Here is a 24740-nt window from a genome sequence, read left to right as displayed (position 1 = left end):
GCAAGCTCCGTTAGATGGCTGGTTGCCGGCACGATCTCCCCAAGGCCCGCCGGCATCAGACCTCGCGAGCCACTCGCGGGGTTTTGCTTTTTTAGAGGAGGTCCAACCTCGCGCGTCCTTGATTGGCAGTGATGGGCATTCGATGAGATAGAGGGCCGTGCCTCCAAGGCTCGACCACGAAAGCCCCGTTCCAGAATTTTCCTGGGCGGGGCTTTCCCGTATCGCGCGCTGCATGAGCGTGTCGCAGGTCGCTCAGTGCGAAGGCTCGCGAAAGCTTGAGAACGCAGCCGCCCGGAGCGGTCGCAAAAGTCGTGCAGGCCCCTGCCCCGCGCCCCGTTTTGCTGCTATTTCTTGGCGTGTCTCGCCCGAGCCAAAACAAAATCTCTGAATTCCCAGGAGGACAAGAAAATGCGCTATCTGCACACCATGCTGCGCGTCCGCAATCTCGATGTCGCGATGAAATTCTATCAGGACGCGCTGGGGCTGAAGGAAGTGCGCCGCATCGACAATGACAAGGGCCGCTTCACGCTGGTGTTTCTCTGCGCGGAGGAAGACCTCCATCTGCTCAAGTCGCTGCCGCAAAGCCGCGGCGCGCCGCTGGTCGAATTGACCTACAATTGGGACGAGGAGAAATACGGCGAGGACCGCCATTTCGGCCATCTCGCCTACGAGGTCGACGACATCTACGCGACCTGCGAGAAGCTGATGAAGATGGGCGTCACCATCAATCGTCCGCCGCGCGACGGCAACATGGCGTTCGTGCGTTCGCCCGACCTGCACTCGATCGAGATCCTGCAGAAGGGCGATCCGAAGGCGCCGGCCGAACCTTGGGCCTCGATGCCGAACACCGGGCATTGGTAAACGCCGCGCCGGCGCACACGTTCCTATCCGCGTTTCTCCATCGGTGAAGCGCGGAGCAATCGCGAGGAACATGACGCAGCAGTTGACGTTGCCTCCTCACACGAATGCGAGGAGGCGAGGAGATGGGAAAAGGACTTTTGCTTTGGCTGTTGGGTGTGCCGATCCCGGTGATCATCGTGCTGTGGTTGCTGTTCGGTCACTGACTGCGCTTTGACTGATATCGACGAGGCTCTGCCGCATCGCGCCAGAGCCTCTTTTTTGCGCTCGGTACAATTCACCCCGCGCTTTTCCCTGACGGTTCGGCTAAGAACGCGCGCAAAGCGCAACAGCGGAAAGAAAACGCGTGATGGACAGCAAGCCGCAACTGACGATCTGGGGCCGGGCCAATTCGGTCAATGTGCAAAAGGTGCTCTGGTGTCTGGCCGAGCTCGACCTGCCCTATCAGCGCATCGATGCCGGCATGCAGTTCGGCAAGAACGATCAGGCGGATTATCTCGCGATGAATCCGAATGGCCGCGTCCCGACGCTGGTCGACGGCGACTATGTGCTGTGGGAATCCAATTCGGTGATGCGCTATCTCTGTATGGCCTACGGCCAGAGCTCGCCGGTCTATCCGCAGCCGCCGAAGGCGCGCGCGGCCGTTGACCGCTGGCTCGACTGGACGCTGTCGACGCTGCAACCGGTCGAGCGCCCGCTGTTCTGGGGACTGGTGCGCACGGCGCCGGATAAGCGCGACATGGTGCAGATTCAGAAGGACGCCGATGCCGCGGGCGTGGTGTGGCGCGTCGTCGAGGCGCAGCTTGCAAGCCGCCGCTACGTCGAGGGCGATCAGTTCACGATCGCCGACATCGCGCTCGGCGCCTTTGCGCGGCGCTGGTTCGGTGTCGAGGACGTCACGAAGCCGAAGCTGCCCCATCTCGAGCGCTGGTTCGGCGAGATCGCGCAGCGGACGGCCTTCGTGCGCATCGTCGCGCCGCCGATGTCGTGAGCGGCAAGCCGCTCAGCGTCCGCTGGACACCCCCGCACCGACACTGATGGCGCCGCCGAGCCTCACGCAGGTGTCGGAGCCCTCGACCTTGACGAAGCCCGGTCCGTACGAGGAGCAGGGATTGCTCCGCGTCGCGGATTTCGACGGCAGGGTCCTGCCGGCATCGGGAGGCGTCTGGAAATTGCGGCGGTCGCCGGCTTGCGCGAACGCAGCGGCGGGAAGCAGGACGGCGATGACGGCGAAGCAGGTCTTGCGCATCCGGCCTTTTATCGCGCGCGGCCGGATCAAGCTAGCGCACGAATCTCACGCCGAACGTCTTGCCCACGCGCCAGACCACTTCGCAGGCGCGCCCGGTGCGGGCGTCGCGCGAAAACGCCAGCCGCAGCTTGGCCGGCAGCGTGTTGTTGTCCTGCACGGTGATTTTTGCGCCCGACGAGGACATGTCCTCGACCACGCACGGCCGTGCGGCGAATCCGCCGTCGAACGTGATCCAGCCGGATCGGCGCAGCGATTTGCGCGTTTCGCGCTTCTTGGATCCTAAAACCATCACATCATCCCCGGCCCAGCCGTATCGCCGCTGGCTTTACAAAGGGTTGCGAAAAACCGGCGGATTGCAGCGATTGTGCCGTTGTTCACAGTGAGCCGAACCGCACGACAAGGCGTTCGCCTGCGCGACAATTCGTTGAGTCTGCTGGATTTCCGGTTTGGCGCCGATGGCGCTCCCTAGCGGAATCGAACCGCTCTCTCCACCGTGAAAGGGTGGCGTCCTAACCGATAGACGAAGGGAGCAAAACTCCCGGCAAATCAATACGTTAGACGTGAGATGTGCCGTACTGGCCGCTACCGGCGAACGGCCGCGACGGGCGAACGTATAGTGGCGATTGGCCGGACGGGCAAGCGTTCAGAACGCTTTTCCCGGACTGCCGCCCAGGCCACCGGCGGGAGATCACCTGCACGACAATCCGGCCTCGATCGAGGTCCAGAAGCCGCAATGCGACGGCACATGCGCATGGGCCCGCGAACCGCCCCCATGAATCAGGATGGCGGCGGCAAGCGCGACGACGATGGCGGGAACAATGAGTTTTCGGAACGACATGGGCCTGCGCATCGAACGACTTCGTGGCCTAACTAAGGCCTGCAGGCCGGATCGATGTCTGGCGACAGCGCGCTAGTGATTGGTCACGCTCGCGACGTCCTGACGATTGGTCGGCTGCGCCGCGGCCGCCGCCACCGGCGTCTGCTTGATGCAGGTGCTGCAGATCACGAGCTTGCGCGCCAGCCGGTCGTCGGCATCCGCTTCCGACAGTTGCGTCTCCGCCACCGCCGGCGACACATTTCGCGCATGCCGTCGCGGCTGCGGCTGATTGGGATCCTGCCCGGCGCCGTCCCAGGCCAGCGGACCGGTTCCCGGCGGCGGGGTCGTCATGCTGTATTGCTGCGAATACTGCGCGCAAGCGCCGAGCGCGATCGGAAGAAGAACCACAGCGGCCTTGCGGGCCCAGTTCCGGAATGCAGACATGATCACACCCACACGCTATTCGTACCGCAACATTCGTACTGCGACCTAAGAGCAGAACCGCTAAGAAATCGTTTGCCCTGATTGTTCCGTCGCATCCAACCGCGACGGCATCAAGACGGGATTGCGGCGCCAAGACGTAGATCAAGACGTAAATCGAGACGCAAACCAAAGACGCTCATCCGGAGTCCAACCATGCCAGGCATCAACGGTCGCTTCGACGGCAAGCGCGTGCTCGCCGATCTCAATGCACTGCGCGCGATCGGCGCCTACAAGACCGGCGTGCACAAGCCGACATTCTCGGAGCCGCATCTGCGCTCGCTGGACTGGCTTGCGGCGCACCTGCCCGATGCCGACCTCACCGCGACGATCGACGGCATCGGCAATGTGTTCGGCACCAGTGCGAAGGCGGGACCGAAGCTGCTCGCGGGCTCGCATCTCGAAAGCCAGAACCATGCGGGCTGGCTCGATGGGCCGCTCGGCGTGGTCTATGCGCTGGAAGCCGCGCGCGTCGTCAACCGCGATCCCGGCATCAACGGCGCGGTCGAGGTTGCCGCATGGTGCGACGAGGAAGGACATTTCGGCAGCTTCCTCGGCAGCCGGTCGTTTGCCGGCGCCGTGACCGAAGCCGACATCGATGCGGCGCGCGACCGCTCCAGCGATCGCACCATGCGACAGGCCTTGCGCGATGCGGGCTTCGCCGGCCGCCCGCGCCTCACCGCCGAACCTCGCCGCCATATCGGTTATCTCGAGGCGCATATCGAGCAAGGCGACACGCTGGAAGCTAGCCGGCTCAAGATCGGCGTCGTCACTTCCATCGTCGGCATCTGGCAATATCGCATCACGTTCACCGGCGAGCAGAACCATGCCGGCACCACGCGGATGGCGGTGCGCAAGGATGCCGGCCTGGCGCTGGCGCGGTTCTGCGTCGCGATCGACGACAGCTTCCCTGCCCTGTGCGGACCGCGCACGGTCTGGACCACCGGCCGCATCACGCTGGACCCGGGCGCGCCGAGCATCATCCCAGGCCACGCCGACATGCTGTTCCAGATCCGCGACGACAATCCCGAGGTGATCGCACGGCTCGAGGCGCACCTGCATCGCCTGGCGGAAGACGCCACCGCGCAGGGCCGCTGCGGCGTGAAGGTCGAACGGATCCGCACCGGCGTGCCCGCGATGATGACGCCTGCGTTCCAGGATGCGATCGAGGCCGCGAGCGCCGCCTGCGCCGGCGGCAAGTCAATCCGGATGCCGAGCGGCGCCGGCCACGACGCCCAGGTCCTCGCCACCATCATGCCGGCCGCGATGCTGTTCGTGCCGTCGATCGGCGGCATCAGCCATCACTGGAGCGAGAACACCGACGACGCCGATATCGTCACGGGCGCCGAGGTGTTCGTCGAAACCTGCCGGCGCCTGCTGACGCAATGATCGGTTCAGCTGGCTCAAGCCCGAGCCACCACAAATAGGAACATCGCATCTGCGCACGGGTTGGGATCGCGAAATCAACCTTTGCGATGGAGAAAGTCGATGCCGGAGAAAGACCTCAGCGCCCTGTTCCTCGACACGTTGAAGGACATCTACTACGCCGAGAAGCAGATCTATAAGGCGCTGCCAAAGATGGCCAAGGCAGCGTCATCGGATAAATTGCGCGCAGCCTTCGAGAAGCATCACGAGGAGACCGAAGGCCAGATCGACCGGCTCGAGAAGATCTTCGAGCTGTTGGGAAAGCCGGCGCGCGGCAGGAAATGCGACGCGATCGAGGGGATCATCGACGAGGGTAAGGAGATCATGGACGAATACGCCGACACGCCGGCGCTCGATCCTGGCCTGCTTGCCGCGGCGCAGGCGGTCGAGCATTACGAAATCTCCCGCTATGGCACGCTCAAGGCATGGGCCAGCAAGCTGAGCATGAACGACGCGGTCAAGCTTCTCGATCAGACCCTGGCTGAGGAGAAGAAAACCGACGACGCGCTGACCAAACTGGCCGTCGCAGCCATCAACGCTGAAGCAGCCTGAGATGTGCCTCGGCCCGCGCGGCGATTGTTCCCATTGCAGGAACATATTGCCGCGCGGGCCGTTGATCATCGTCATCGCCCCGCACGCGGCATCTATCGGTGACGAGAACGCCATCACGCGCTCCCGCCCTCCCCAACAAGATGGAGCAGCGTGCCATGCAGCGTCGCCGGTTCAAGCAGACCGATTCTCTCGAAATTCGCCTTGGTGATCAGGCTGAGCGTCTTCGGAAGGAAGCACAAGGCACCTATCCGGGCGTTGAGCGCGAGCGGTTGATCCGAAGAGCTCGCCAAGCGGAAACCGCGGCACAGACGGCGGATTGGTTACGGCCTTCCGGGACTCCGGCTCAGAAGTAGCTGTTCGCAGAGACGGCGGACGCCCGACCTTCAGCCCCGGCAATGAGCCGACGAACCAATTCGTCAACGTCCTGCGACGCTCCCGCCGTTCCGAATTGCCCAACAGCGTGAACACTGTTTTCAATCCAGAACACCGACGACGCCGATATTGTCACCGGCGCCGAGGTGTTCGTCGAAACCTGCCGGCGCCTGCTGGCAGGTTAGCCACCTTGCGAACGCCGCCCCGCGGCATTGTCGCCATCAGGTCGGGCCGCCCCGATTCCAGATCTCAGCGGAGCCAACGCGTGCGGGTTCTGCGCGGTCCCTCTCCGCGCGGTAAAGAACACATACAACAAGCAGACGTCGATCAGGATCGTCCCGGCCATGACGCTGTAGGCCCACGGGCTGTCCATCAGCTTCACTTCGATCAACACGCGCGACAGTCCGAATCCCACGACCCACGCATCAAAGCTCATGCAGATCCGGCGAAACGTCTCGGCGTCCAGCCGCCGGATCAGCCAGGCACCGAACGGTATGCCGACGACCACGCAGGGAACGAGCACGAACAACATGCTCCGGCTCTCTTCGATGAACAGACCGAGCTTGTAGTACGCGATCGCGGTCAAGCCGGACTCTGTCACTCGAACCAGTGCGAGACCGGCCCGAAACTCGTCTTTGACAAGGCCCTGATTGTTGAAAAGGATTGCCAGCGGCGGTCCCGAGATGGTCGTGACCGAGTACAGGACCCCGAGCGCCGTTCCAAAGGGCAAACCGACCAGCCATTTCGACTGGATCGGCTTCCGCCAACCGGCCGCCTGCAGCAGGATAAGCGGCAGAATGATCGAATAGGTGGCGAACTTGGTCCAGCCGGGTTGCAGTGACGTCAGGGCAAAGGCTCCGACTGCGATGCCCGGCAGCATACCGATGAGAATGGGCAGCACGCGCCGCCACACGGCCGGAACGCCGCTCAGATTGATGCACAGAACATACAGGTTGACGAAGACTTCGACGATGACGACCGCGGGATTGAGAACGCGGTTGGTGTAGAAGACAAGCGCGACCGGCACGGTGAGCGAGGAAAACCCGTAACCCAGCGCACCGTTTACAAACGCCGCAAACAGGGCGATCACGGCAAGAACGATCACAGCAGAATCAATCGAAGACATCTTTAGCTTTTACCGGATCAGTCGCTTTGCCCGCGACATTATAGCCCACGGAAAGGGACGCGGTGCCGAAACTTACCGCCGCCACGTCGCGCCATGGCCGCGCACCGTGAAGTTCGCCCGATCTGCGGATCGATCTCGCCACGCCGTGAGCCACCTTGCCGATGCGCGCCCCAATCTCACTCCGATACGCCATCGCCGCGCGGCTCGCGACATCAAGGCAAACTGGCTGGACTGACAGATCGTCACCCGATCACAGTTCGGGTACTGAGGACGCCGCATGGGGGGCGTTTGGCTGCCAGGAACTGCCCGGCAGCCGGTCGTCGCCCTCTGCTTTGAGCCGATCAAGGCCCGCGCCGCGCTTTCGCCGGCTACCGTGGCATATTGGACACGAGAAGCGTGTCAGCCGAGCCGATTTCCCCAATTGCCCGATTTGCAATCCGCTGAACTTGCTGCCATTTCTTCGGTACGCATCGCTTTGGTGCCATAAGAGGGGCCGTCCGGCTCATGTTGTTGCTTGAGTCGCTTCCGACTGTGATCGGCGCCGCCGCCATCGCACCCGCACTGCTGGTGCTGTGGCTGGTGATTGCCGCCGACGAACGCCCCGGACCGCCGGTGCAGGTTTGGCTCGCCTTCGTGCTCGGCGCGGCCAGCATCTCGCTGCTCGGCCTGGCGCGCGTTCCCTTCAACGCGCTGCTCGCCATCCCCGACAATCCCTGGGCGACCCAGGCGGTCCGCGCGGCGTTCGGCGTCGCGGCGCCGGAGGAGATCGTCAAGGTTCTCGTCATCGTCGCCATCTCGACCCGCCGCCGCGCCTTCGCCGATCCGATGGACACGGTGGTCTATGGTGCGGCCGCGGGCCTCGGATTTGCGGCCTACGAGAACCTCGCCTATCTCGTCCAGCACAAGGACATGTGGCGGGCGCTCGCGGCGTTGCGCAGCGTGCTCACGGTGCCGTTTCACGGCGCGCTCGGCATCATCGCCGGCGCCTACCTTGCGATCGCGCGCTCCGGCGGCGCGCTCGGCGCCTATCGCGGCCACCGCGACTGGGCGCGCATCACCAATTGGGCGCTGGTGCTGGTCGCGCCGGTCGCGCTGCACGCGGCGTTCGATTTTCCGCTGCTCGCGCTCCAGCGCATTCCCGACCTTAGTTCGACCTCGCGGCTCCTGCTCGGTTCGGCCAGCGTGCTGATCGGCTTCTCCTCGATCGGTTTTGCAATCCGCCTGGTGCGCCGCCTCGGCAGGCATCATGCGCCGCGCACCGACGTTGCGCGCGAGCGGCTGAGCCAGCTGCGGCGAATGTGGGCACTGCTACTGGTCGGCGGCGGCACCGGCTTTGCCGGGGTCTCCTTCCTGCTCACCTCGCTGCATCACTGGTACGTCAATCCCGAGCGCAATGCCTCGTTCATCCTGGTCCCGATCGGCTTCACCTCGATCCTGATCGGACTGGCGCTGCTGATCGCGACCACCACGGTCTATTTCCTCGGCCGCAACCGGATGCGGACCGTCGCGGAGGGCTTTCCGTCCGCGCCGGGCCAGGGCTAGGATACGCCGCACGCTCGTAGACCTCGTGCTCGCAGACTTTACCGTTGCAGACTTTTCGGTTGCAGATTTGGAGAGCCGCGATGACCCTGTCCAACGATCTCGACAAACTGCGATCGGAGATGAAGGCCGCGGTCAAGCAACACTGGAAGGCGTTCCTGTTCGAAGGCATCCTGCTCGTCATCCTCGGCATCGCGGCGATGATCGTGCCGACATACGCGAGCCTCGCCGTCACCATCTTCCTCGGCTGGATGTTCCTGATCTCAGGCATCGGCGGACTGATCGTGACCTTCTGGGCGCGCAACATGCCGGGCTTCTGGTGGTCGCTGATCTCGGCTGCGCTCGCCGTGCTGGCCGGCATGGTGCTGCTGGCCCGTCCGATGCAGGGCGTGCTGACGCTGACCATCGTGATCGGCGCCTATTTCGTCGCCGAGGGCGTCGCCACCATCATGTATGCGCTGGAGCACCGCCGCGAATTGTCGGGACGCTGGTCCTGGCTCCTGATCGCCGGCCTGATGGATATCGTGATCGCCTTCTTCATCATCGCGGGCCTGCCGGAGTCGGCGGGCTGGGCGATCGGCCTCCTGGTCGGCCTCAATCTGATGTTCGGCGGGGCGACCCTGATAGGTATGGCGTTGGCCGCGCGCAACACCTGACGGCCAACCGGCTCCCCTCGCGGATTTGGGGGGTGACAGGCCGATATCCGTCGGGTATAGAGCCCGCCATGATCACCGTCGCCACCAGCTATTTTTGGTACTTTAGCTACGACAGCTCGCTGGCGGCAGGAGGATCGCGCTCAATCTGAAGAATTGCAGCAAACGTCCAAAACAAGCCGCCAGACCTGGCGGCTTTTTTGTTTGCCGGCAGGTCCCGAACTCCAAAGGAGCCAGCCGTGTTGAGTACGACAGACGATCTTCGCATCAAGGAATTGAAAGAGCTGAGTACGCCCGAAGAGGTGATGCGGGAAGTTCCGCGCACCCTGACGGCGACCCGCGTCGTGATGGGCGCCCGCAACGCCATCCACGCGATCCTCAATGGCACCGATGACCGCCTGCTGGTCGTCGTCGGCCCCTGCTCCATCCACGATCCCGCGGCGGCCGTCGATTACGCCGAGCGTCTCGCCAGCCTGCGCGAACAGCTCGCCGACCGCCTCGAGATCGTGATGCGGGTCTATTTCGAGAAGCCGCGCACCACCGTCGGCTGGAAGGGGCTGATCAACGATCCCGATCTCGATGGCAGCTTCGACATCAACAAGGGCCTGCGTCTTGCACGCAACGTGCTGTCGGCCGTGAACAATCTCGGCCTGCCCGCCGGCACCGAATTCCTCGACATGACGACGCCGCAATACATCGCCGATCTGGTCTCGTGGGCCGCGATCGGCGCGCGCACCACCGAGAGCCAGATCCATCGCGAGCTGGCGTCCGGCCTGTCCTGCCCGGTCGGCTTCAAGAACAGCACCGACGGTGGCGTGCGGATCGCGGCGGATGCGGTGAAGTCGGCCTCGCACCCGCATCATTTCATGGCGGTCACCAAAGGCGGCCGTTCGGCGATCGCCGCGACCAGCGGCAACGAGGATTGCCATGTCATCCTGCGCGGCGGCCGGGCGCCGAACTATGATGCAGCGAGCGTCGATGCGGCCGCCGCCGAGCTCGGCCACGCCGGTGTCGCGCCGCGGCTGATGATCGACACCAGCCACGCCAACAGCAGCAAGAAGCCGGAGAATCAGCCGCTGGTTGCCGCTGACATCGCCCAGCAGGTCGCAAGCGGCGAACAGCGCATCATCGGCGTGACGATCGAGAGCAACCTTGTCGCGGGACGCCAGGACGTCGTGCCGGGCAAGCCGCTGACCTACGGCCAGAGCATCACGGACGGCTGCATCGACCTGGTGACGACGGCTGACGTGCTGAAGCAGCTCGCCGATGCCGTCGACGCCAGGCGCAGCGGGCGGCGTGACGGCTTGCAGGAGCGTTCGGCCTGAGACGGTCGAACGGATTGAGCGTTGCCGGCGGGGCGGATATCGCGCTCCGCCGGTCTCTTCCGTAGCTTAGCAGCCGCGGCAGATGCTCTTGATCTTCTTGTCGAGCGCAGCGTCTTCCTTGTTCGCCGTGCTGTTCGGATCGCTGATATTCTTCTCGTTGCCAACGTCGCCGCGGCGTGGCTGACGATGTCCGACCGGCGCCTCCGGCAGCGGCGCGTTCTTCTGCATGGAGGACGATCCGCCCTGTTGCTGCGCCCATGCCTGGGACGTTCCAACCTGGGGCGCTCCAACCATCATCAGAGCCATCAACAAAACAGTCTTCCGCATCTCGCGTCTCCGCTTCTCAACCCTATTGCGCCCGTTCCGGCACCTCGACCGTAGCACAGTTGCGTCGCCCCTGCGCTGCGCAATCCTGAACCTTCCGTATATCGGCCATCGTGCCAAGGAGCCAGATTCCCGCCGCGACCAGCACCACAAAGAAACCGAACATCACAGCATTTTCGACGCCGCGGCGGCCCTCGTCCTCGGGCGGCTCCTGCCGTCCGTCCCCGGCCCCGCGCATCGCAGCCTTACGGTTGCGGCGGGTAAAGATGAACGTCACCGCAATAATCGACGATACGGTACCGCCGTTCCGGCGGATCTTCATGTTCGCGGGAAGCTGACTGCGACAAATAGGTCGGGCCGATCGGCGCCTTGCCGTAGCCGCCGGGAATGTCGAGCACATAATCCGGCTGGCACAGTCCGGAGACGCGCCCGCGCAACGCCCGCATCAATTCCTGCCCGGCTTCGATGGTGGTGCGCAAATGCGCGGTGCCGGGTGCAAGGTCGCCGTGGTGCAGATAATAGGGCTTGATCCGGCACTCGACGAAGGCGCGCATCAGCGCCGCGAGCGTCGCGGCATCGTCATTGACGCCGCGCAGCAAGACGGTCTGGCTGACCAATGGGATGCCGGCGTCGGCAAGGCGCGCGCACGCGGCGCGGGCATTGGCGCCCAGCTCGCGCGGATGGTTGGCGTGGATTGCGATCCAGGTCGTCGCCCCCTCAACCCGCAGCGCCGCGACCATGTCGGAATTGATGCGTTCGGGATCGGCGATGGGAACGCGGCTGTGAAGGCGGATGATCTTCACATGATCGATAGCAGCGAGATCGGCCATGATCTCGGACAGCCTGCGCGACGACAGCATCAAGGGATCGCCGCCGGTCAGGATGACTTCCCAGACCTCTTGATGGGTACGGATGTACTCCAGTGCCCCGCGGTAGGCGTCGTCGGACAAGGCCGAGGCCTTGCCCGGCCCGACCATTTCGCGCCGGAAACAGAACCGGCAATAGACCGCGCAGACATGGACGAGCTTGAACAACACCCGGTCCGGATAGCGATGCACGATCCCGGCGACCGGCGAATGCGCATCGTCGCCGATCGGATCGGCGTTCTCGCCCGGCTGCTCCACGAGCTCGTCAGCGCTTGGGATGAACTGCCGCGCAATCGGGTCGGCGGAATCGGCCGGATCGATCAGCGCCGCGAGCTCCGGCGTCACCGCGACCGCGTAGCGCGCAGCCACCTGTTCGAGCTCTGCAAGGGCTGCGACCGGCACGAGGCCGGCATCGGCCAGCTCGCGCGGCTGGCGCAGCGTTGCCGCCAGTTTCGGATCGATGCTGTTCATGGCTCTCCTGCAGGCGGCGTCCAGACCACCTGGTCAATTCGTGGCGCGCCGCTCGCCAGCATCACCAGCCGGTCGAAGCCGAGCGCGACGCCGCTCGCCTCGGGCATCTGGCCAACGGCGGCAAGGAAATCGTCGTCGAGCGGATAGCGCTCGCCGTAACGGCGGGCCTTCTCGTCCATGGCTGCGGTGAAACGATGGCGCTGCTCGGCCGCGTCGGTCAACTCGCCAAAGCCGTTGGCGAGCTCGACCCCGCAGGCATAGACCTCGAAACGCTCGGCGACGCGTGGCTCGCCCGCCTTGGTGCGCGCCAGCGCCGCCTCGGGCGACGGGTATTCGAACAGCACCGTCAGGCGGCCCTGTCCGAGATTGGGCTCGACATGCTCAACCAGCACCTTGCTGAAGATGTCCGACCAGGTGTCGTCGTCCGCGATCCGCACCCGCTCGCGCGCGGCTGCCGCCAGCGCCTCGCGATTGCCCACGCCGCCCGAGATCGTCGCCAGGAGGTCGATGCCGGCGAAGCGCTCGAAACCTGCGGCAACCGTCATCAGCTCCGGCTCGGCAAAGGGGTCGGCCATCCTGCCACGGAATGAAAACCGCCCGATCCCGGTCGCCTGCGCCGCATGGGCGATGACGACGATCGTGTCGGCCATGATGGCGTCGTAACCGGCATTGGCGCGGTACCATTCCAGCATGGTGAATTCGGGCAAATGCAGGTCGCCGCGCTCGCGATCGCGGAACACCCGCGCGAACTCGTAGATCTTGGGCTCACCGGCCGCGAGCAGCTTCTTGCAGGCGAACTCGGGCGACGTACGCAGATAGCGCGACGCAGCTGAGCCATCGGCTTGCCTGAGCTCGGTACGGGGGGCGTGCAGATGGGTCTCGTTGCCAGGCGAGATCTGCAGGATGGCGGTCTCGACCTCGGCAAAGCCCTGCTCCTCGAACCAGGCCCGGAGCGCCCGCGCGATCGCGGTCCGCGCCCGCAGGAATGGCCTGCGATCGGCGTAGCGTGACGGCGTCCACCAGGGCGAGGGCTGGTCATGGGCTGTCATCGGCCGACCGCCCCAGCCGTTGCGGATTCAACATCAACAAGCCACCGCCCCGATTTAAGAGCCGGGCGCAAATCCTTGATTCCATACAAATACATCGTCGACACGGCCTTGGTCGCAGCGGAACGCGGCGGAGCGCGTCCTTTCTTGTCGAAAGATGCCGGCAATGTCCATGCGTCGCCACGGCTGAACCTGAACACCGGCTCGCGCGTCCCATCGCCAGTTCCGTGGAAACAGGATGCCGCCGTGGCCGGCTGGTTGCTGCCTCTACGACCTGAAAACGGGGACATTCTCGGTTCCCGCAAGCCTTGCCGATCATAACGAGAAGGCCCGAAAAATCCCCGGCAAGGACCCTCGCTGGCGGCCCCCCGAGGGCTGTTGCCGGCGGTTGCCAAACTGCCGAATTCGGCCGCAAAAGACTGGCATCTCAGGGACAAATCAGTATGTTGCAGCCCGAAATCGCCGCCACGGCCGAGGGGCTGCCGGTCCGGTTTGCGCCCCCGCTTCTCAAATTCAGGAAAACACCTTTGAAAGTCATCGCCAGTTCCATCCGCAAGGGCAACATCATCGAGCAGGATGGCAAGCTCTATGTGGTCCTCTCCGCCGAAAACATTCATCCCGGCAAGGGCACCCCCGTCAGCCAGATCGAAATGCGCCGCATCGGCGACGGCGTGAAGGTGTCGGAGCGCTACAAGACCACCGACCAGGTCGAGAAGGCCACCGTCGAGGACCACAATTACAACTACCTCTATGAGGACGCCGACGGCTTCCACTTCATGAACAACGACAACTACGACCAAGTCCAGGTCTCCAAGGAGATCGTCGGCTCGTCTGCGCCGTATTTGCAGGAGAACATGACCGTGAAGCTGTCGATGCACGACGGCAATCCAGTCGCGATCCAACTGCCGCAGCGCGTGACGCTCGAAGTGGTGGAAACCGAGCCCGTGACCAAGGGCCAGACCGCCTCGTCGTCGTACAAGCCGGCGATGCTGTCGAACGGCATCCGCACCGGCGTGCCGCCGCACGTTTCCACCGGCACGCGCATCGTCGTGATGACCGAGGACGGCTCCTACGTCGAACGCGCCAAGGACTGAGCAAGGATTGAGCAGGGATTGAGCGGCGAAGTGCGGTGACAGTCGCAATGAATCATCATCGCACATCAGGTTGCTGTTTAACCTCAAACTTTCCGGAAAACTGCTACACACTTTTCCGGAACTTGCTCTAATCTCTTGCGATCAGACATGAACCGGGGAGTGCAGTGAACAGGAAGGTCGTCAGCTTCATCAGTTGCTGGCTGGCAGCCCTGCTCTTGCCTCCTCCCGGCGCTCATGCCGACGAATTCCGCACACCTTCGATCTCGGCCATGCGGGTCGAATGGCGCTCGGTGGTCGACCAGCTCCGGCAAGAGATCACCACCCGCCCGGCTATTGCCTCCAGCTTCACGTTCGCCGGACAGCGCCGCGTTCCCGCCACCGATCCGCGCGCGACGCCCGCGCTGGTGCAGCTGAACGCAGTGACGTCGCCGCTCTTCCCCGGCATTGCGCAGAGCCCGATCCCGGTGCTGCTGCCTTTCGACCCCGCAAGCTATCTCGACGCACGACAGAACGGCGCACCGGACAGCCTGCCGGTCGCACGCTACCAGGCCGACTTCCGCGCGGCCGATGTGTTCCATGCCGGCGCGTCCGGCTATGACGCGGTGTTCTCGCTCGACCCGGGCGCCGGCGACGGCATGCCGCCGCGGACCTTTGCAAAACCGGTCGAAGTGCAGATCTCGGGCTCGATCCTGGTCTACGACCTCGCCGACCGGCTCGGCGGCAAGGGCGAGCCGGTCAAGACGCTGGCCGCGCAGTTTCCGGACCTGCGCCGCTTCATCCGCGAAGGCTATGTGCGCTACGCCTTCACCCGCTTCGGGATTCCCTATGTCGTCTCGATCCAGTGCCTCGACAGCGCGCCGCGGCCGAAGCGGCTCGCCTGCCGCGAGGCCTATCCGGTGGCCGAGCGCTTCCTGAAGGCATTGCGCATCGCCGGCGGCCAGCCGTCGCGGCCGCGCAGCGACATCGCCTCCGACATCGCCGAGCGGCCGATCGCTCAATCGGCGGACTTCACCTACCGCCCGAGCGGCGACATCGTTCCGGGCAGCGGCGGCCGCAGGCAGCAGGGCGGCCACGCCGATTTCACGGTCTATTCGCAGATCCGCTTTCCGCTGCAGAAGGTGCCGGCCTTCGCGCACTCGCAATCCTTCGCCCGGCGCAAGGCGGGTGCGACGGTCGACGAATATCCCTGGCAGGATAATTTCTGCGAGGCGCGCAGCTTCGAAGTCGGCCAATGCGCCAGCGGCTACGGCCATCAGGGTCAGGATATCAGGCCCGGCGCGTGTCCGGCCGACAGCAAGGACGGTTGCGACCCCAGGCAGCAGGCAGTCGTCGCGGTGCGCGACAGTATCGTGATCCGCTCGGCGCAGCAGCAGGCCGCGACATTGCAGGTCAACACCCGCACCGAGCATGTTCGTTTCCGCTACATGCACATGAACCCGTCCGTGATGGACGCCGACGGCCTGCTCAACGGACACCGCCTCAGCGAGGGCGAGAAGATCGGCGTGGTCTCGAACTATCTCGACCATCCCAACGGCACGTCACGGCATCTGCATTTCGACGTGCAGGTGTTCACGCGCGACGGCTGGCTCTGGGTCAATCCCTACACCACGCTGGTGTCGGCCTATGAGCGGCTGATCCGCGGCCGCGGCCGCGAGATCGGACCGGAGCCCGGACCTGCGGCCGCCGTGGCCCATGCCCTGCCCGACGACGTCGTGCATCGCATCGACACCCAGGAAGGCGGCGGCAATTAGCGCGAGTGAACTGGAGACCGCGGTTCGCGGGCGACGCCAAAATATCGAAAACAACCCCATGCAAAGTAGCCGGCGGCTGCCGTCATCAGACACGACAACTTGACACGTCGGGCAAATCAGCGGCATTATTCGATTATTCCGAAATCGCGCAAGCGCCACTTGCCCCCAGAGCCGTGGCGCTCCGCGCCACCTCGGTCGCGTCATTGCGCGGATTGGGAAGCTGCACCGTGTTGCGATAGGCCGCCTACTTCTTCCAGGGCGTATCGCCGCGTGCCGCGGCGTCTGCGAAGATGCCCTGCTCGTAGTCGATGAAGGCGCGCACCATTGCGCGATAGGCGGCTTCCGCAACCTTGGGCGACAGCCCGTCCGCTTCCGCAAGCGCCATCGCCTTCTTCACCACCGCCTCGGCGCGCTCGGGCGCTTCGACCTGCGCGGGGTTGGCCTTGAAGCGGGCGGCTTCATGGACGTAGCGGCCGCGCTCGGCCATCAGGCGCACGATCTCGCGGTCGAGCCGGTCGATGTTGCTGCGCACCTCGCCAAGCGTCTCGCAGCAGGCGCCGTTGTCGACGGTGGGACTGCCCCACAACGCCGGCGCGTTGGTCGCGGGCTCCTCGGCCCACGCCACCGCAGGGATCAGAAGCGTCAACAGAACCACCGGCAATCGCATCGAACGCCTCCCAGTCAGCGAGCACGACGGGCGATTGTTAAGCCGATTTTGCGCGCCGATGGAAGCCGTGATGGCGATGGGGCGACCGCGAATTCCATCGCGAACCGCATCGATCCGATCAGCCGATCTCCATTCCGGCCAACACTTCACTAACCTTCTTCTGGGCGTCCGGGGGCAACGGCAGGATCGGACGCGGAGGCTCGGCCGCGCAGATCCCTCTGAGATTGGCGATCGCGTAGGCGACCCGCAGGCTGGAGAATGTCTTGAACAGCTGCCAGACCGGTTGCAGCCGCGCGTCAAGCTGCCGCGCCCTGGCGGCATCGCCACTTGCGACGGCACGGACGATGTCGACGCAGACCTTGGGGAAAATTCCTGCGAGAACGCTGTACCAGGTCTCGCCGCCGGCCAGCAGCGCCTCCGTGCAATTCCAGTCGGCACTGTAACCGAGCGAAAATCCGCTCGGCACAACGGCGCGCAATTCGGCGATATGGCCCGGCACCGCGGCAGCGTCCAGCGCGGGACTCTTCACCGCCAGGATTCCCGCAACGTGACTCAAGCGGCCGATCAGAGCCGGCGTGAATCGAAAATGCGTCGTGCCCGGATTGTCGTAGATGCAGATCGGCAATCCGCTTTCGCGCGCCACTGTTTGAAAATGCTCGAAAACCTCATCGTCGGTCAGCGGCGTATAGGAAACCGGCGCCAGCAGGCCTGCCGCCGCGCCGGCATCGCGTGCATCCTGCGCCAGTTTCACCGCATCATCGGTGCGCAGCGCGCCGACACCGACCAGGATCGGCGTCTTGCCACCTGCCAGGGCGGCCGCCGCCTGCACGGCACGCCGTCGCTCATCGCGGCTGAAATACGGATATGAGCCGGTGCTTCCGAGCAGCCCGATCGAATCCACCTTCGCCGCGATCAGGGGCTCCAGCAATGCGCGAAGCGCTCCCGCATCGACCTGCCCATCTCGATTCGAGGGCGTGATCGGGAAGGCGGAAAGCCCCTTGAGATTGACCATCGGTTGCTCCTGTTCGTTGACCGCCGCGCGAGCGGCGCGATCGCATTGCGGTCGTCACCGCCGCGCCATCAATCACCGCGCCCAATTCCGCTTGCAAGGTCCAGTTTGCTGCGGACTTCACAGCAAACTGGTCCAGTGCTCGACGGCGCGTGCGATCTGCGGAATTGGGCCGGCATCGATCGGAGTTGCCGGCGGCTATTCCAGCATCGTGGTCAGCTGCGCGCCCTCGTCCGCGACGAACACCGCGATCAGTTCCGCCGGCTCCGTGGTGCTCGCATTGGCCGAGACCATGTGGGTCGAGCCCGGCGGCTCGAAGAAGGACTGGCCGACCTTGAAGGTCTCGACCGGCCCACCGCCGAGCTGGGAACGGATCTCGCCCTTGGTGATGTAGGCCGTCACCGAGCCGGAATGGCGGTGCGGCGGCGTGAAGCCGCCGGGACCATAGAACACGCGCACGACGGTGACGCGCTTGCCCGCCACGTTCGGCAACGCATGCGAGGTGATGACCTCGACCTTGTCGAGCGGCGATGCCGCATTGGCACTCGCGCAGAGCGGCGCGATCACCGCGGAGATCGCGTCCATCGGGGTCGGCAGCGCCTTGCCGATCACGAAGGCCGAGGCCAGTCCCGCGATCACGGCCAGCAAGACCGGCCACGGCGGCCGCGCACATGAGAGAGATGGTGTCATCGCCATCGAAGTCATCGGTTGTCCTCCCCTGTCAATTGCCGTTCGTTCCGTCTCACGAAGCCGCCGCGGCCGCCCGCTGCTTGCGCGGCGGCGGCGTCCAGCGATAGGCGGCGCCGAACCGGTTCCAGACATTGATCGAGGCGATCGCCGAGGTCAGGTAGGTCAGCTCCTTTTCGGAGAATTCAGCGGTGGCCTCCGCATAGACCTCGTCGCTGACGCCGTTCGGCAGGGTCGTCAGCGCCTCGGTCCAGGCCAGCGCCGCGCGCTCGCGGGCCGAGAACTGCCGCACCTCGCGCCACACCACGACGAGGTTCAGCTTGTCTGTGGGCACGCCGAGGCTCTCGCCTTGCAGGATGTGATACTGCACGCAGAAGGCGCAGCCGTTGATCTGCGAGGCGCGCAGCTTGACCAGTTCGAGCAGCTGCTTGTCGAGACCGGCCTTCGCCGCGAACTGGCCGAGGTCACGCACGACGGCGAAGACATCGGGGGCGAGCTTCTCGAAGTCGGTGTATTCCTTGCGGGCATGTGACATTGGCTTGGCCTCATGTTATCAGTGTACTGACATATTATCAGAGCTCTGATATTGAGCAAGACGCAGACATTCGCGAAGGCAACATGGCGGGAATGCAGAAACGAGGGAAATCCGGCGCAGCCGGGCGGCGCCCGGCGGGGAAAGCGGCGGCGGGCAAGGCAGCGATCGGGGCAGGATCGGCCGCAGACGCCCTGCCCGCCTCTGCCGTCCCGCCGCCCGGCGAAGGCAAGCGCGGCGAGCAGGGCTACCTCGCCTACCTGCTGCGCCAGGCGAATGCGGCCTCGCGGCTATCGATGGAGCGCGAGCTGGCTGGCCTCGGCGTCACCTCTCCCCAATTCGTCGTGCTGACGATGCTGAAAGCCTATCCGGGGCTCTCGGGCGCCGATCTGGCCCGGGTGGCATTCCTGACGCCGCAGACCGTCAGCGTGATCATCCGCAACCTCGAGCGGGACGGCGCGATCCGCAAGACGCCGCACCCGGTCCACGGCCGGGTGCTGCAATGGACGCTGACCAGCCATGGAACCGCGCTCCTGGAGAAATGCCGCCACATCGCCCAGGCCCAGGAGCGCCGGCTCGCCGTCAGCCTCGACGCCAGATCGGAGCAGATCGTCCGGCAATGGCTGTCAAAAATCGCCACAGATTTGCAGGATAGCTAGAGCATGCCCCGGAAAAGCGGGAACCGGTTTTTCCGACAAAGGGCATGCTCAAATATTGCTCCTGCGGCGGCGTGGCTTTTGGCTCACCCGATCGGCGCCGCTACACTGGCCCGATGAAACAGCCTGATTCTTTGAATTCCCCTGCCCGCCGCGCCGTCCTGAAGGCGGCGCTCGCGGCAGGCGTGACGCTCGCCAATCCATTCGGCGCGCTGGCGGCCGCGCCTCCCGGCTTCGACCAATGGCGCGACAATTTTCGCGCCCGCGCACTGGCAAAAGGCATTTCCGAGGCGACTTGGAATCGCTGCATGGCGCAGGTCGAGCCCGACATGAGCGTGTTCAAGCAGATGCGCAACCAGCCTGAATTCCACGAGCAGATCTGGCAGTACATCAACCGCCGCGTCTCGGACTGGCGCGTCATCCACGGCCGCGAGGCACTGAAGAAGAACGAGGCGCTGTTCGCCCGGATCGAGCGCGACTTCGGCGTCGAGCGCGGCACGCTGCTCGCGCTGTGGGGCGTTGAATCAGCCTATGGCGATCCGCTGGTGCAGCAGAACCACATGACGCCGGTGTTTCCCTCGCTTGCCGCACTCGCCTGGAACGAGCCGCGCCGCAAGGCCTATTGGGAGACCGAACTGATCAACGCGATGAAGATCGTGCAGCGTGGCTGGAGCACGCCGCAGGAGATGAACGGCTCCTGGGCCGGCGCGATGGGCCATTCGCAGTGGATGCCGGAAGTCTGGCTCAATGTCGGATTCGACTATGACGGCGACGGCAAGGTCTCGCCGTTCGGCCGCCCCGACGACGCGCTCGGCTCGACCGCGAAATATCTCGTCAATCGCGGCAAGTGGCACCGCGGCCAGCACTGGGGCTACGAGGTTCGTGCACAGAGCGGCGGCACCAGCGGCAGCCGCACCTACGCAGCCTGGGCCAGCGCTGGCGTCGTCAGAGCCGACGGCCAGCCGTTCCCGCAGCCGAACGCATCGGCGCAGCTCTGGATCCCGGTCGCCGGCGGCCCGGCCTTCCTGCTCGGCCCGAACTTCAATTCGGTGAAGAGCTACAATCCCTCGATGAACTACGCGCTGGCGATCTGCCATCTCGGCGATCGCTGTCTCGGCGGGCCGCCTTTCATCCAGCCGTTCCCGGGCTCGGAGCGCGCGCTGACGCTCGCCGAGGTGCAGGAGATGCAGACGCGGCTGACCAAGGCCGGCTTCGACACCGGCGGCACCGACGGCCGCGTCGGCAATGACACCATGCAGGCGATCAAGGATTTCCAGACCAAGACCGGCCTGTTGCCCGCCGACGGGTACGGCGGGCTCAAGGTGCTGGCGCGGTTGCGGCAAGGTGGCTAGCCGCTCGTGGTCATAGCTGCGTAGCCCGGGTGAGCGAAGCGATACCCGGGGTAGTTCTTCCCGCATATCGCTCCGCTCATGCGGGCTACGACAGCTTACTGCTAACGGGTCGCGGGTTGCCGCTGGAATGACAAGTCCCGTTCACAACATCGGCCGCGGAGTGTGGGTCCTTGCTTTCGCAGGGACGACGACGGTTGGGATGCAAATGCGCCGCTCAACTCCTCGCAATGACGGAGACTATTTCGGTTGCCGCACCACGCCGCCGGCGTTCATTCCGCCGTCGATCACGAGCTCGGTGCCGGTCACGTAACGCGACGCATCGGAGGCGAGATAGAGCACGCCTTGCGCGATCTCGATCGCCTGGCCGGCGCGGCCGAGCGGCGTGGCGAACCTTGCACGCTCCTCCGGATCGATCGGCGCGTTCTGGCCCGCGCCCGTCGCGCCGGTCGGAATCTTGCCCCAGATCGGCGTGTCGATGATGCCGGGATGCACGGAGTTGACGCGGATGCCGTCGTTCACCTGCGCGCATTCCATCGCGATCGACTTGGCGAACAGCCGCACGGCGCCCTTGGTCGCGCTGTAGCCGGAGAGCGTCGCCGCACCGCGCAGGCCGGCCAGCGACGACATCATGATGATCGAGCCGCCGCCATGCTTGCGCATCAGCGGCAGCGAATGCTTCACCGACAGGAATACGCCATCGAGATTGATGGCGGTCTGCCGGCGCCAGTCCGCGAGCGACATCTCGACAATCGACGGCGCCCCGATGCCGATGCCGGCGTTGGAGACCATGATATCCAGGCGGCCATAGCGCTTGCCGATGTCAGCGATGACCTCGATCCAGCGCTCCTCGCTGGTGACATCCTGCGGCAGGAAGACGACCTCACGACCAGCCTTCTTGAGCCGCGCCGCGAGCTCGGGCCCCCTCAACTCGTCGATGTCGGTCGCAACAACCGTCGCGCCTTCCTGCGCGAACAATTCGACGATGGCCTCGCCGATACCCGACGCGCCGCCGGTCACCAGCGCGACCTTGCCTTCAACCTGTCCTGCCATGTCCACTCCCAACGTTTCTTATTTGATCACCGCCGGGCCCTGATCCGGTGCCGCGACGTCGAGCACACGGAATTGCACACGTTCGGTGCCTTGCCAACGGTCGACTGCAAGAGAGCCTGCCACGTGCAATTGCTGGCCGCGATTTTGCGTCAAGGCGCTGCCGAGCTTCTGTCCGACCGAGCGGAACGCGATACCGTTGACGATGGAACCGTCGCCGGACTTGAAGCGCAGCCGCAAATGCGCCTGCCCGACCTCGTCGGCATAGACCAGCTGATGCAACGGCAGCGCGATCACCGGCTCGGGATTGGCGGCACCGAACGGACCTGCGCGATTGAGCGTCGCGGCGAATTCCGGCGTCACCGCGCGGGCGGTGACGGCGCCATCGATGAACAGCTCGTTCTCGTGACGCGAGTTGGCGACGTCGGCCGCCAGCGCGCTCTCCATGTAGGCGCGGAATTCGGCGAGCTTCTCCTTGCGCAACGTGACGCCGGCCGCCATCGCGTGCCCGCCGCCTTTCATCAACAGACCGTCGTGCACCGCCTGCCGCACGGCCTTGCCGATATCGACGCCGCCGATCGAGCGGCCCGATCCGGTGCCGATGCCGCCCGGCTCGAGCGCGATCGCAAAGGCCGGACGCGCGAACTTCTCCTTCAGCCGCGCCGCGACCAGCCCGACCACGCCGGGATGCCAGCCTTCCGCCGCGGTGACGATCACCGCGCCCTTGTCCTCGAGCCCGAGCGAGGCCAGCGCTTCGGCTTCGGCCTGCGCCTCGGCCGCCTGCTCGATCACCCGCCGCTCGGCATTGAGGCGATCGAGCTCGGCCGCGATCCGCGCGGCCTCCGAGACATCGCCTTCGAGCAGCAGCCGCACGCCGAGATCGGCGCGCCCGATGCGGCCGCCGGCATTGATGCGCGGGCCAAGCATGAAGCCGAGATGCCAGGCCTCCGGCGGGCCATTGAGCCGCGCCACATCCATCAGCGCGGTGTGGCCGACATGGTCGCGGCGGCGCATCGCGATCAGGCCCTTGGCGACAAAGGCCCGGTTAAGCCCAATGAGCGGCGCGACGTCGGCAACGGTGCCGAGCGCGACGTGATGCAGCACGCTGAGCAGATCGGGCTCCGGCATCTCACGGGTCCAGAAGCCGCGCCGGCGCAGCTCGCGGTTCACGGCGACCAATGTGACGAACACCAGGCCGACGGCCGCGAGGTGGCCGAGGCCCGAGAGATCGTCGGGCCGGTTCGGATTCACCAGCGCGTCGACCTCGGGCAACTCATCGCCGGTCTGGTGATGATCGATCACCACGACCGACATGCCGAGCTTCTTGGCTTCCGCCAGCGGCTCGATGCTGGTGGTGCCGCAATCGACCGTGACGAGCAGCGTCGCGCCCTTGGCCGCCAGGGCGCGGACGGCGTCGACGTTCGGACCGTAGCCTTCGAAGATGCGGTCGGGAATGTGGATCAGCGGATCCAGCCCGCAATGGCGCAGATGCCAGGTCAGCAGCGCCGCCGAGGTCGCGCCGTCGACGTCGTAGTCGCCGAAGATCGCGACCTTCTCGCCGCCCACCGCGGCATCCGCGATCCGCTTGGCCGCATGCTCCATCTCGGTGACGGTGTGCGGGTCCGGCATCAGCTTGCGGATGGTCGGGTCGAGGAAGTCGGTAACCTCGTCGATCGCGACGCCGCGGCCGGCCAGCACGCGCGCCAGCATTTCCGGCAGATTGTGCCGCTGCACGATCGCGAGCGCCCGCGCCGCCCCGCGCGCGTCCAGCCGGTCGCGCCAGAGCTTTCCGGTCAGCGACCGCCTCACGCCAAGGAACGCCTGTGGCGCCTCGACGGGCAGTGCGGATGCGTGGAGCGTCATGATCCCTTCTGGAGCCAGAGCGTTTTCGAGCGAAGTGGGCAGCGGTTCGCGTGACGGAAACGCGTCAAAACAAACCTAGGGCTTCGGCTCTGATCCAATCAGAACCGAGGCTTCGGGCAGGAATCGTAGCGCTTCAATGAATAGCAGACCAGTTCTAGCAGCCCATCCGGGTGGCGATTTCCCCGAAATCCTTGGCCACGATGTCCCATTCTCCGGTGGCCTCGAAATCGACTTTCTGCAACGGACCGTATTCGGTCGGCCGCGCGACGAACGCCGTCTTCAGGCCGTGTTTTTGCGCGTGCTTGAGATCGTAATTGTGCGCGGCAACCATCATCACCTGCTCCGGCGGCAGGCAGAGCAGCTTTGCCGCGCCGAGATAGGTTTCCGGATCCGGCTTGTAGTGCTCGAACAGCTCGGCCGACATCACGAGGTCCCAGGGCAGACCAGCGAACTTCGCCATGTTGGTGAGCAGCGCGACGTTGCCGTTCGACAGCGGCGAGATGATGTATTTGCTCTTCAGCCGCGTCAGCCCGGCGACGCTGTCGGGCCACCCGTGCAGGCGATGCCAGCCCAGCGTCAAATAGTGCAGGTCGGCCTCGGTGAGGCCCTTGATGTCGAATTGCGCGACCAGCTTCTCCAGCGAGCGGCGGTGCAGGACGTCGAGGATGACATAGCCGTTCTGCGGGTTCTTGCGCACCTCGTCCATCGAGGCCGCATAGACCGCGCGCCAGCCGTCAACCAGCGCCGTCCAGTCGGCCTTGATGCCGCGCGCCTCGCCCCATTTGGTGAAATCGTTGATCAGGCTGCTGCGCCAGTCGACCACGGTTCCGAACACGTCGAACACCAGTGCCTTGACGCCGGAAAGATCGGACATGGGTGCCTCCCCTTGTTGTTCTTGTTGCGTCATTCCGGGGGCGCGTGTGAGCGCGAACCCGGAATCTCGAGCTCCCCCGACGCACAACTGCGCATCTAAGGTTCG

The 24740-nt window shown here is 65.1% G+C and carries 27 protein-coding genes and 1 tRNA gene; 11 read left to right on the top strand and 17 right to left on the bottom strand.

Features of this window, described 5'->3' with window-relative positions:
• Positions 1 to 408: 408 nt before the first annotated feature.
• Positions 409 to 861 carry a VOC family protein gene (locus ACVIGB_RS07205; protein WP_097672220.1) on the top strand — a complete coding sequence of 151 codons (453 nt, stop codon included), beginning with the start codon at positions 409 to 411 and terminating at the stop codon, positions 859 to 861.
• A gap of 346 nt (positions 862 to 1207) precedes the next feature.
• On the top strand, positions 1208 to 1849 hold the full coding sequence (locus tag ACVIGB_RS07200) for a glutathione S-transferase family protein (protein WP_456723231.1): 642 nt from the start codon (positions 1208 to 1210) through the stop codon (positions 1847 to 1849).
• 12 nt (positions 1850 to 1861) lie between these two features.
• On the opposite strand, the gene ACVIGB_RS07195 is transcribed toward ACVIGB_RS07200, so the two are convergent.
• From ACVIGB_RS07195 to ACVIGB_RS07175, 5 genes are all read right to left on the bottom strand, one after another.
• Positions 1862 to 2107 carry a hypothetical protein gene (locus tag ACVIGB_RS07195; protein ID WP_143046569.1) on the bottom strand — a complete coding sequence of 82 codons (246 nt, stop codon included), beginning with the start codon at positions 2105 to 2107 and terminating at the stop codon, positions 1862 to 1864.
• Between the two features lie 31 nt (positions 2108 to 2138).
• Complete coding sequence (locus ACVIGB_RS07190) at positions 2139 to 2396, bottom strand: PilZ domain-containing protein (protein ID WP_092113915.1); 258 nt, start codon at positions 2394 to 2396, stop codon at positions 2139 to 2141.
• A gap of 167 nt (positions 2397 to 2563) precedes the next feature.
• A tRNA-Glu gene (locus ACVIGB_RS07185) sits at positions 2564 to 2638 on the bottom strand.
• 157 nt (positions 2639 to 2795) lie between these two features.
• A complete protein-coding gene (locus ACVIGB_RS07180; protein WP_456749122.1) occupies positions 2796 to 2957 on the bottom strand; it encodes a hypothetical protein in 162 nt (53 codons plus the stop codon).
• Positions 2958 to 3017: 60 nt separating this feature from the next.
• Positions 3018 to 3368 carry a hypothetical protein gene (locus ACVIGB_RS07175; protein WP_456723233.1) on the bottom strand — a complete coding sequence of 117 codons (351 nt, stop codon included), beginning with the start codon at positions 3366 to 3368 and terminating at the stop codon, positions 3018 to 3020.
• Positions 3369 to 3560: 192 nt separating this feature from the next.
• Between ACVIGB_RS07175 and ACVIGB_RS07170 the strand changes: the two genes are divergently transcribed.
• Together ACVIGB_RS07170 and ACVIGB_RS07165 are read left to right on the top strand one after the other, a co-directional pair.
• Positions 3561 to 4793 (top strand): hydantoinase/carbamoylase family amidase, encoded by a 1233-nt coding sequence (locus ACVIGB_RS07170; RefSeq protein ID WP_456723234.1) that lies wholly within the window; start codon positions 3561 to 3563, stop codon positions 4791 to 4793.
• Positions 4794 to 4892: 99 nt separating this feature from the next.
• Positions 4893 to 5381, top strand: a complete 489-nt coding sequence (locus ACVIGB_RS07165) for a YciE/YciF ferroxidase family protein (protein WP_456723235.1) — start codon at positions 4893 to 4895, stop codon at positions 5379 to 5381.
• A gap of 553 nt (positions 5382 to 5934) precedes the next feature.
• On the opposite strand, the gene ACVIGB_RS07160 is transcribed toward ACVIGB_RS07165, so the two are convergent.
• Positions 5935 to 6879: a sulfite exporter TauE/SafE family protein gene (locus ACVIGB_RS07160; RefSeq protein WP_456723236.1), complete on the bottom strand. Its 945-nt coding sequence runs from the start codon at positions 6877 to 6879 to the stop codon at positions 5935 to 5937.
• Between the two features lie 504 nt (positions 6880 to 7383).
• On the opposite strand from ACVIGB_RS07160, the gene ACVIGB_RS07155 reads away from it, so the two are divergent.
• The 3 genes from ACVIGB_RS07155 to ACVIGB_RS07145 all read left to right on the top strand — a co-directional run bounded on the left by ACVIGB_RS07155 (position 7384) and on the right by ACVIGB_RS07145 (position 10396).
• On the top strand, positions 7384 to 8421 hold the full coding sequence (locus ACVIGB_RS07155) for a PrsW family glutamic-type intramembrane protease (RefSeq protein ID WP_456749121.1): 1038 nt from the start codon (positions 7384 to 7386) through the stop codon (positions 8419 to 8421).
• Positions 8422 to 8501: 80 nt separating this feature from the next.
• Entirely contained in the window at positions 8502 to 9074 is a 573-nt protein-coding gene (locus tag ACVIGB_RS07150; RefSeq protein ID WP_456723237.1) for an HdeD family acid-resistance protein, read from the top strand.
• Positions 9075 to 9310: 236 nt separating this feature from the next.
• Positions 9311 to 10396: a 3-deoxy-7-phosphoheptulonate synthase gene (locus ACVIGB_RS07145; RefSeq protein ID WP_456723238.1), complete on the top strand. Its 1086-nt coding sequence runs from the start codon at positions 9311 to 9313 to the stop codon at positions 10394 to 10396.
• A 66-nt stretch (positions 10397 to 10462) separates the two neighbouring features.
• On the opposite strand, the gene ACVIGB_RS07140 is transcribed toward ACVIGB_RS07145, so the two are convergent.
• From ACVIGB_RS07140 to epmA, 4 genes are read right to left on the bottom strand one after another with little or no spacing between them, the layout of a single operon-like run.
• Positions 10463 to 10723: a hypothetical protein gene (locus ACVIGB_RS07140; protein WP_092113899.1), complete on the bottom strand. Its 261-nt coding sequence runs from the start codon at positions 10721 to 10723 to the stop codon at positions 10463 to 10465.
• Positions 10724 to 10745: 22 nt separating this feature from the next.
• On the bottom strand, positions 10746 to 10997 hold the full coding sequence (locus ACVIGB_RS07135; RefSeq protein ID WP_456723239.1) for a hypothetical protein: 252 nt from the start codon (positions 10995 to 10997) through the stop codon (positions 10746 to 10748).
• On the bottom strand, positions 10966 to 12057 hold the full coding sequence (locus tag ACVIGB_RS07130) for a lysine-2,3-aminomutase-like protein (RefSeq protein WP_456723240.1): 1092 nt from the start codon (positions 12055 to 12057) through the stop codon (positions 10966 to 10968). Before ACVIGB_RS07130 ends, ACVIGB_RS07135 begins: the two co-directional genes overlap by 32 nt.
• Complete coding sequence (epmA, locus tag ACVIGB_RS07125) at positions 12054 to 13106, bottom strand: EF-P lysine aminoacylase EpmA (protein WP_456723241.1); 1053 nt, start codon at positions 13104 to 13106, stop codon at positions 12054 to 12056. Before epmA ends, ACVIGB_RS07130 begins: the two co-directional genes overlap by 4 nt.
• 524 nt (positions 13107 to 13630) lie before the next feature.
• Between epmA and efp the strand changes: the two genes are divergently transcribed.
• The gene (gene efp, locus ACVIGB_RS07120; protein ID WP_092125602.1) at positions 13631 to 14197 is read left to right on the top strand and encodes an elongation factor P; all 567 of its coding nucleotides are present in this window, start codon (positions 13631 to 13633) and stop codon (positions 14195 to 14197) included.
• A 164-nt stretch (positions 14198 to 14361) separates the two neighbouring features.
• Complete coding sequence (locus tag ACVIGB_RS07115; RefSeq protein WP_456723242.1) at positions 14362 to 15948, top strand: M23 family peptidase; 1587 nt, start codon at positions 14362 to 14364, stop codon at positions 15946 to 15948.
• Between the two features lie 244 nt (positions 15949 to 16192).
• Here the strand turns inward: ACVIGB_RS07115 and ACVIGB_RS07110 are convergent, their stop codons facing one another.
• From ACVIGB_RS07110 to ACVIGB_RS07095, 4 genes are all read right to left on the bottom strand, one after another.
• On the bottom strand, positions 16193 to 16615 hold the full coding sequence (locus tag ACVIGB_RS07110; protein ID WP_092113888.1) for a chorismate mutase: 423 nt from the start codon (positions 16613 to 16615) through the stop codon (positions 16193 to 16195).
• A gap of 118 nt (positions 16616 to 16733) precedes the next feature.
• A complete protein-coding gene (locus tag ACVIGB_RS07105; RefSeq protein ID WP_092113885.1) occupies positions 16734 to 17627 on the bottom strand; it encodes a dihydrodipicolinate synthase family protein in 894 nt (297 codons plus the stop codon).
• Positions 17628 to 17822: 195 nt separating this feature from the next.
• On the bottom strand, positions 17823 to 18329 hold the full coding sequence (locus ACVIGB_RS07100) for a cupin domain-containing protein (RefSeq protein ID WP_456723243.1): 507 nt from the start codon (positions 18327 to 18329) through the stop codon (positions 17823 to 17825).
• A 37-nt stretch (positions 18330 to 18366) separates the two neighbouring features.
• Positions 18367 to 18846 (bottom strand): carboxymuconolactone decarboxylase family protein, encoded by a 480-nt coding sequence (locus ACVIGB_RS07095; protein ID WP_456723244.1) that lies wholly within the window; start codon positions 18844 to 18846, stop codon positions 18367 to 18369.
• Between the two features lie 83 nt (positions 18847 to 18929).
• Between ACVIGB_RS07095 and ACVIGB_RS07090 the strand changes: the two genes are divergently transcribed.
• Together ACVIGB_RS07090 and ACVIGB_RS07085 are read left to right on the top strand one after the other, a co-directional pair.
• Positions 18930 to 19502 carry a MarR family winged helix-turn-helix transcriptional regulator gene (locus tag ACVIGB_RS07090; RefSeq protein WP_456723245.1) on the top strand — a complete coding sequence of 191 codons (573 nt, stop codon included), beginning with the start codon at positions 18930 to 18932 and terminating at the stop codon, positions 19500 to 19502.
• 113 nt (positions 19503 to 19615) lie between these two features.
• Complete coding sequence (locus ACVIGB_RS07085) at positions 19616 to 20851, top strand: lytic murein transglycosylase (protein ID WP_456723246.1); 1236 nt, start codon at positions 19616 to 19618, stop codon at positions 20849 to 20851.
• Positions 20852 to 21088: 237 nt separating this feature from the next.
• Here ACVIGB_RS07085 and ACVIGB_RS07080 read toward each other — a convergent pair whose 3' ends face one another.
• The 3 genes from ACVIGB_RS07080 to ACVIGB_RS07070 form a co-directional block, all read right to left on the bottom strand.
• A complete protein-coding gene (locus tag ACVIGB_RS07080; protein ID WP_456723247.1) occupies positions 21089 to 21901 on the bottom strand; it encodes an SDR family NAD(P)-dependent oxidoreductase in 813 nt (270 codons plus the stop codon).
• Between the two features lie 18 nt (positions 21902 to 21919).
• Positions 21920 to 23761 (bottom strand): single-stranded-DNA-specific exonuclease RecJ, encoded by a 1842-nt coding sequence (gene recJ, locus ACVIGB_RS07075; RefSeq protein WP_456723248.1) that lies wholly within the window; start codon positions 23759 to 23761, stop codon positions 21920 to 21922.
• Between the two features lie 154 nt (positions 23762 to 23915).
• Positions 23916 to 24635 (bottom strand): haloacid dehalogenase type II, encoded by a 720-nt coding sequence (locus ACVIGB_RS07070; protein ID WP_456723249.1) that lies wholly within the window; start codon positions 24633 to 24635, stop codon positions 23916 to 23918.
• Positions 24636 to 24740 lie beyond the last annotated feature (105 nt).

The organism is Bradyrhizobium sp. USDA 4341 (genome assembly GCF_054063755.1).
This window is presented reverse-complemented; position numbering and strand designations above follow the sequence as displayed.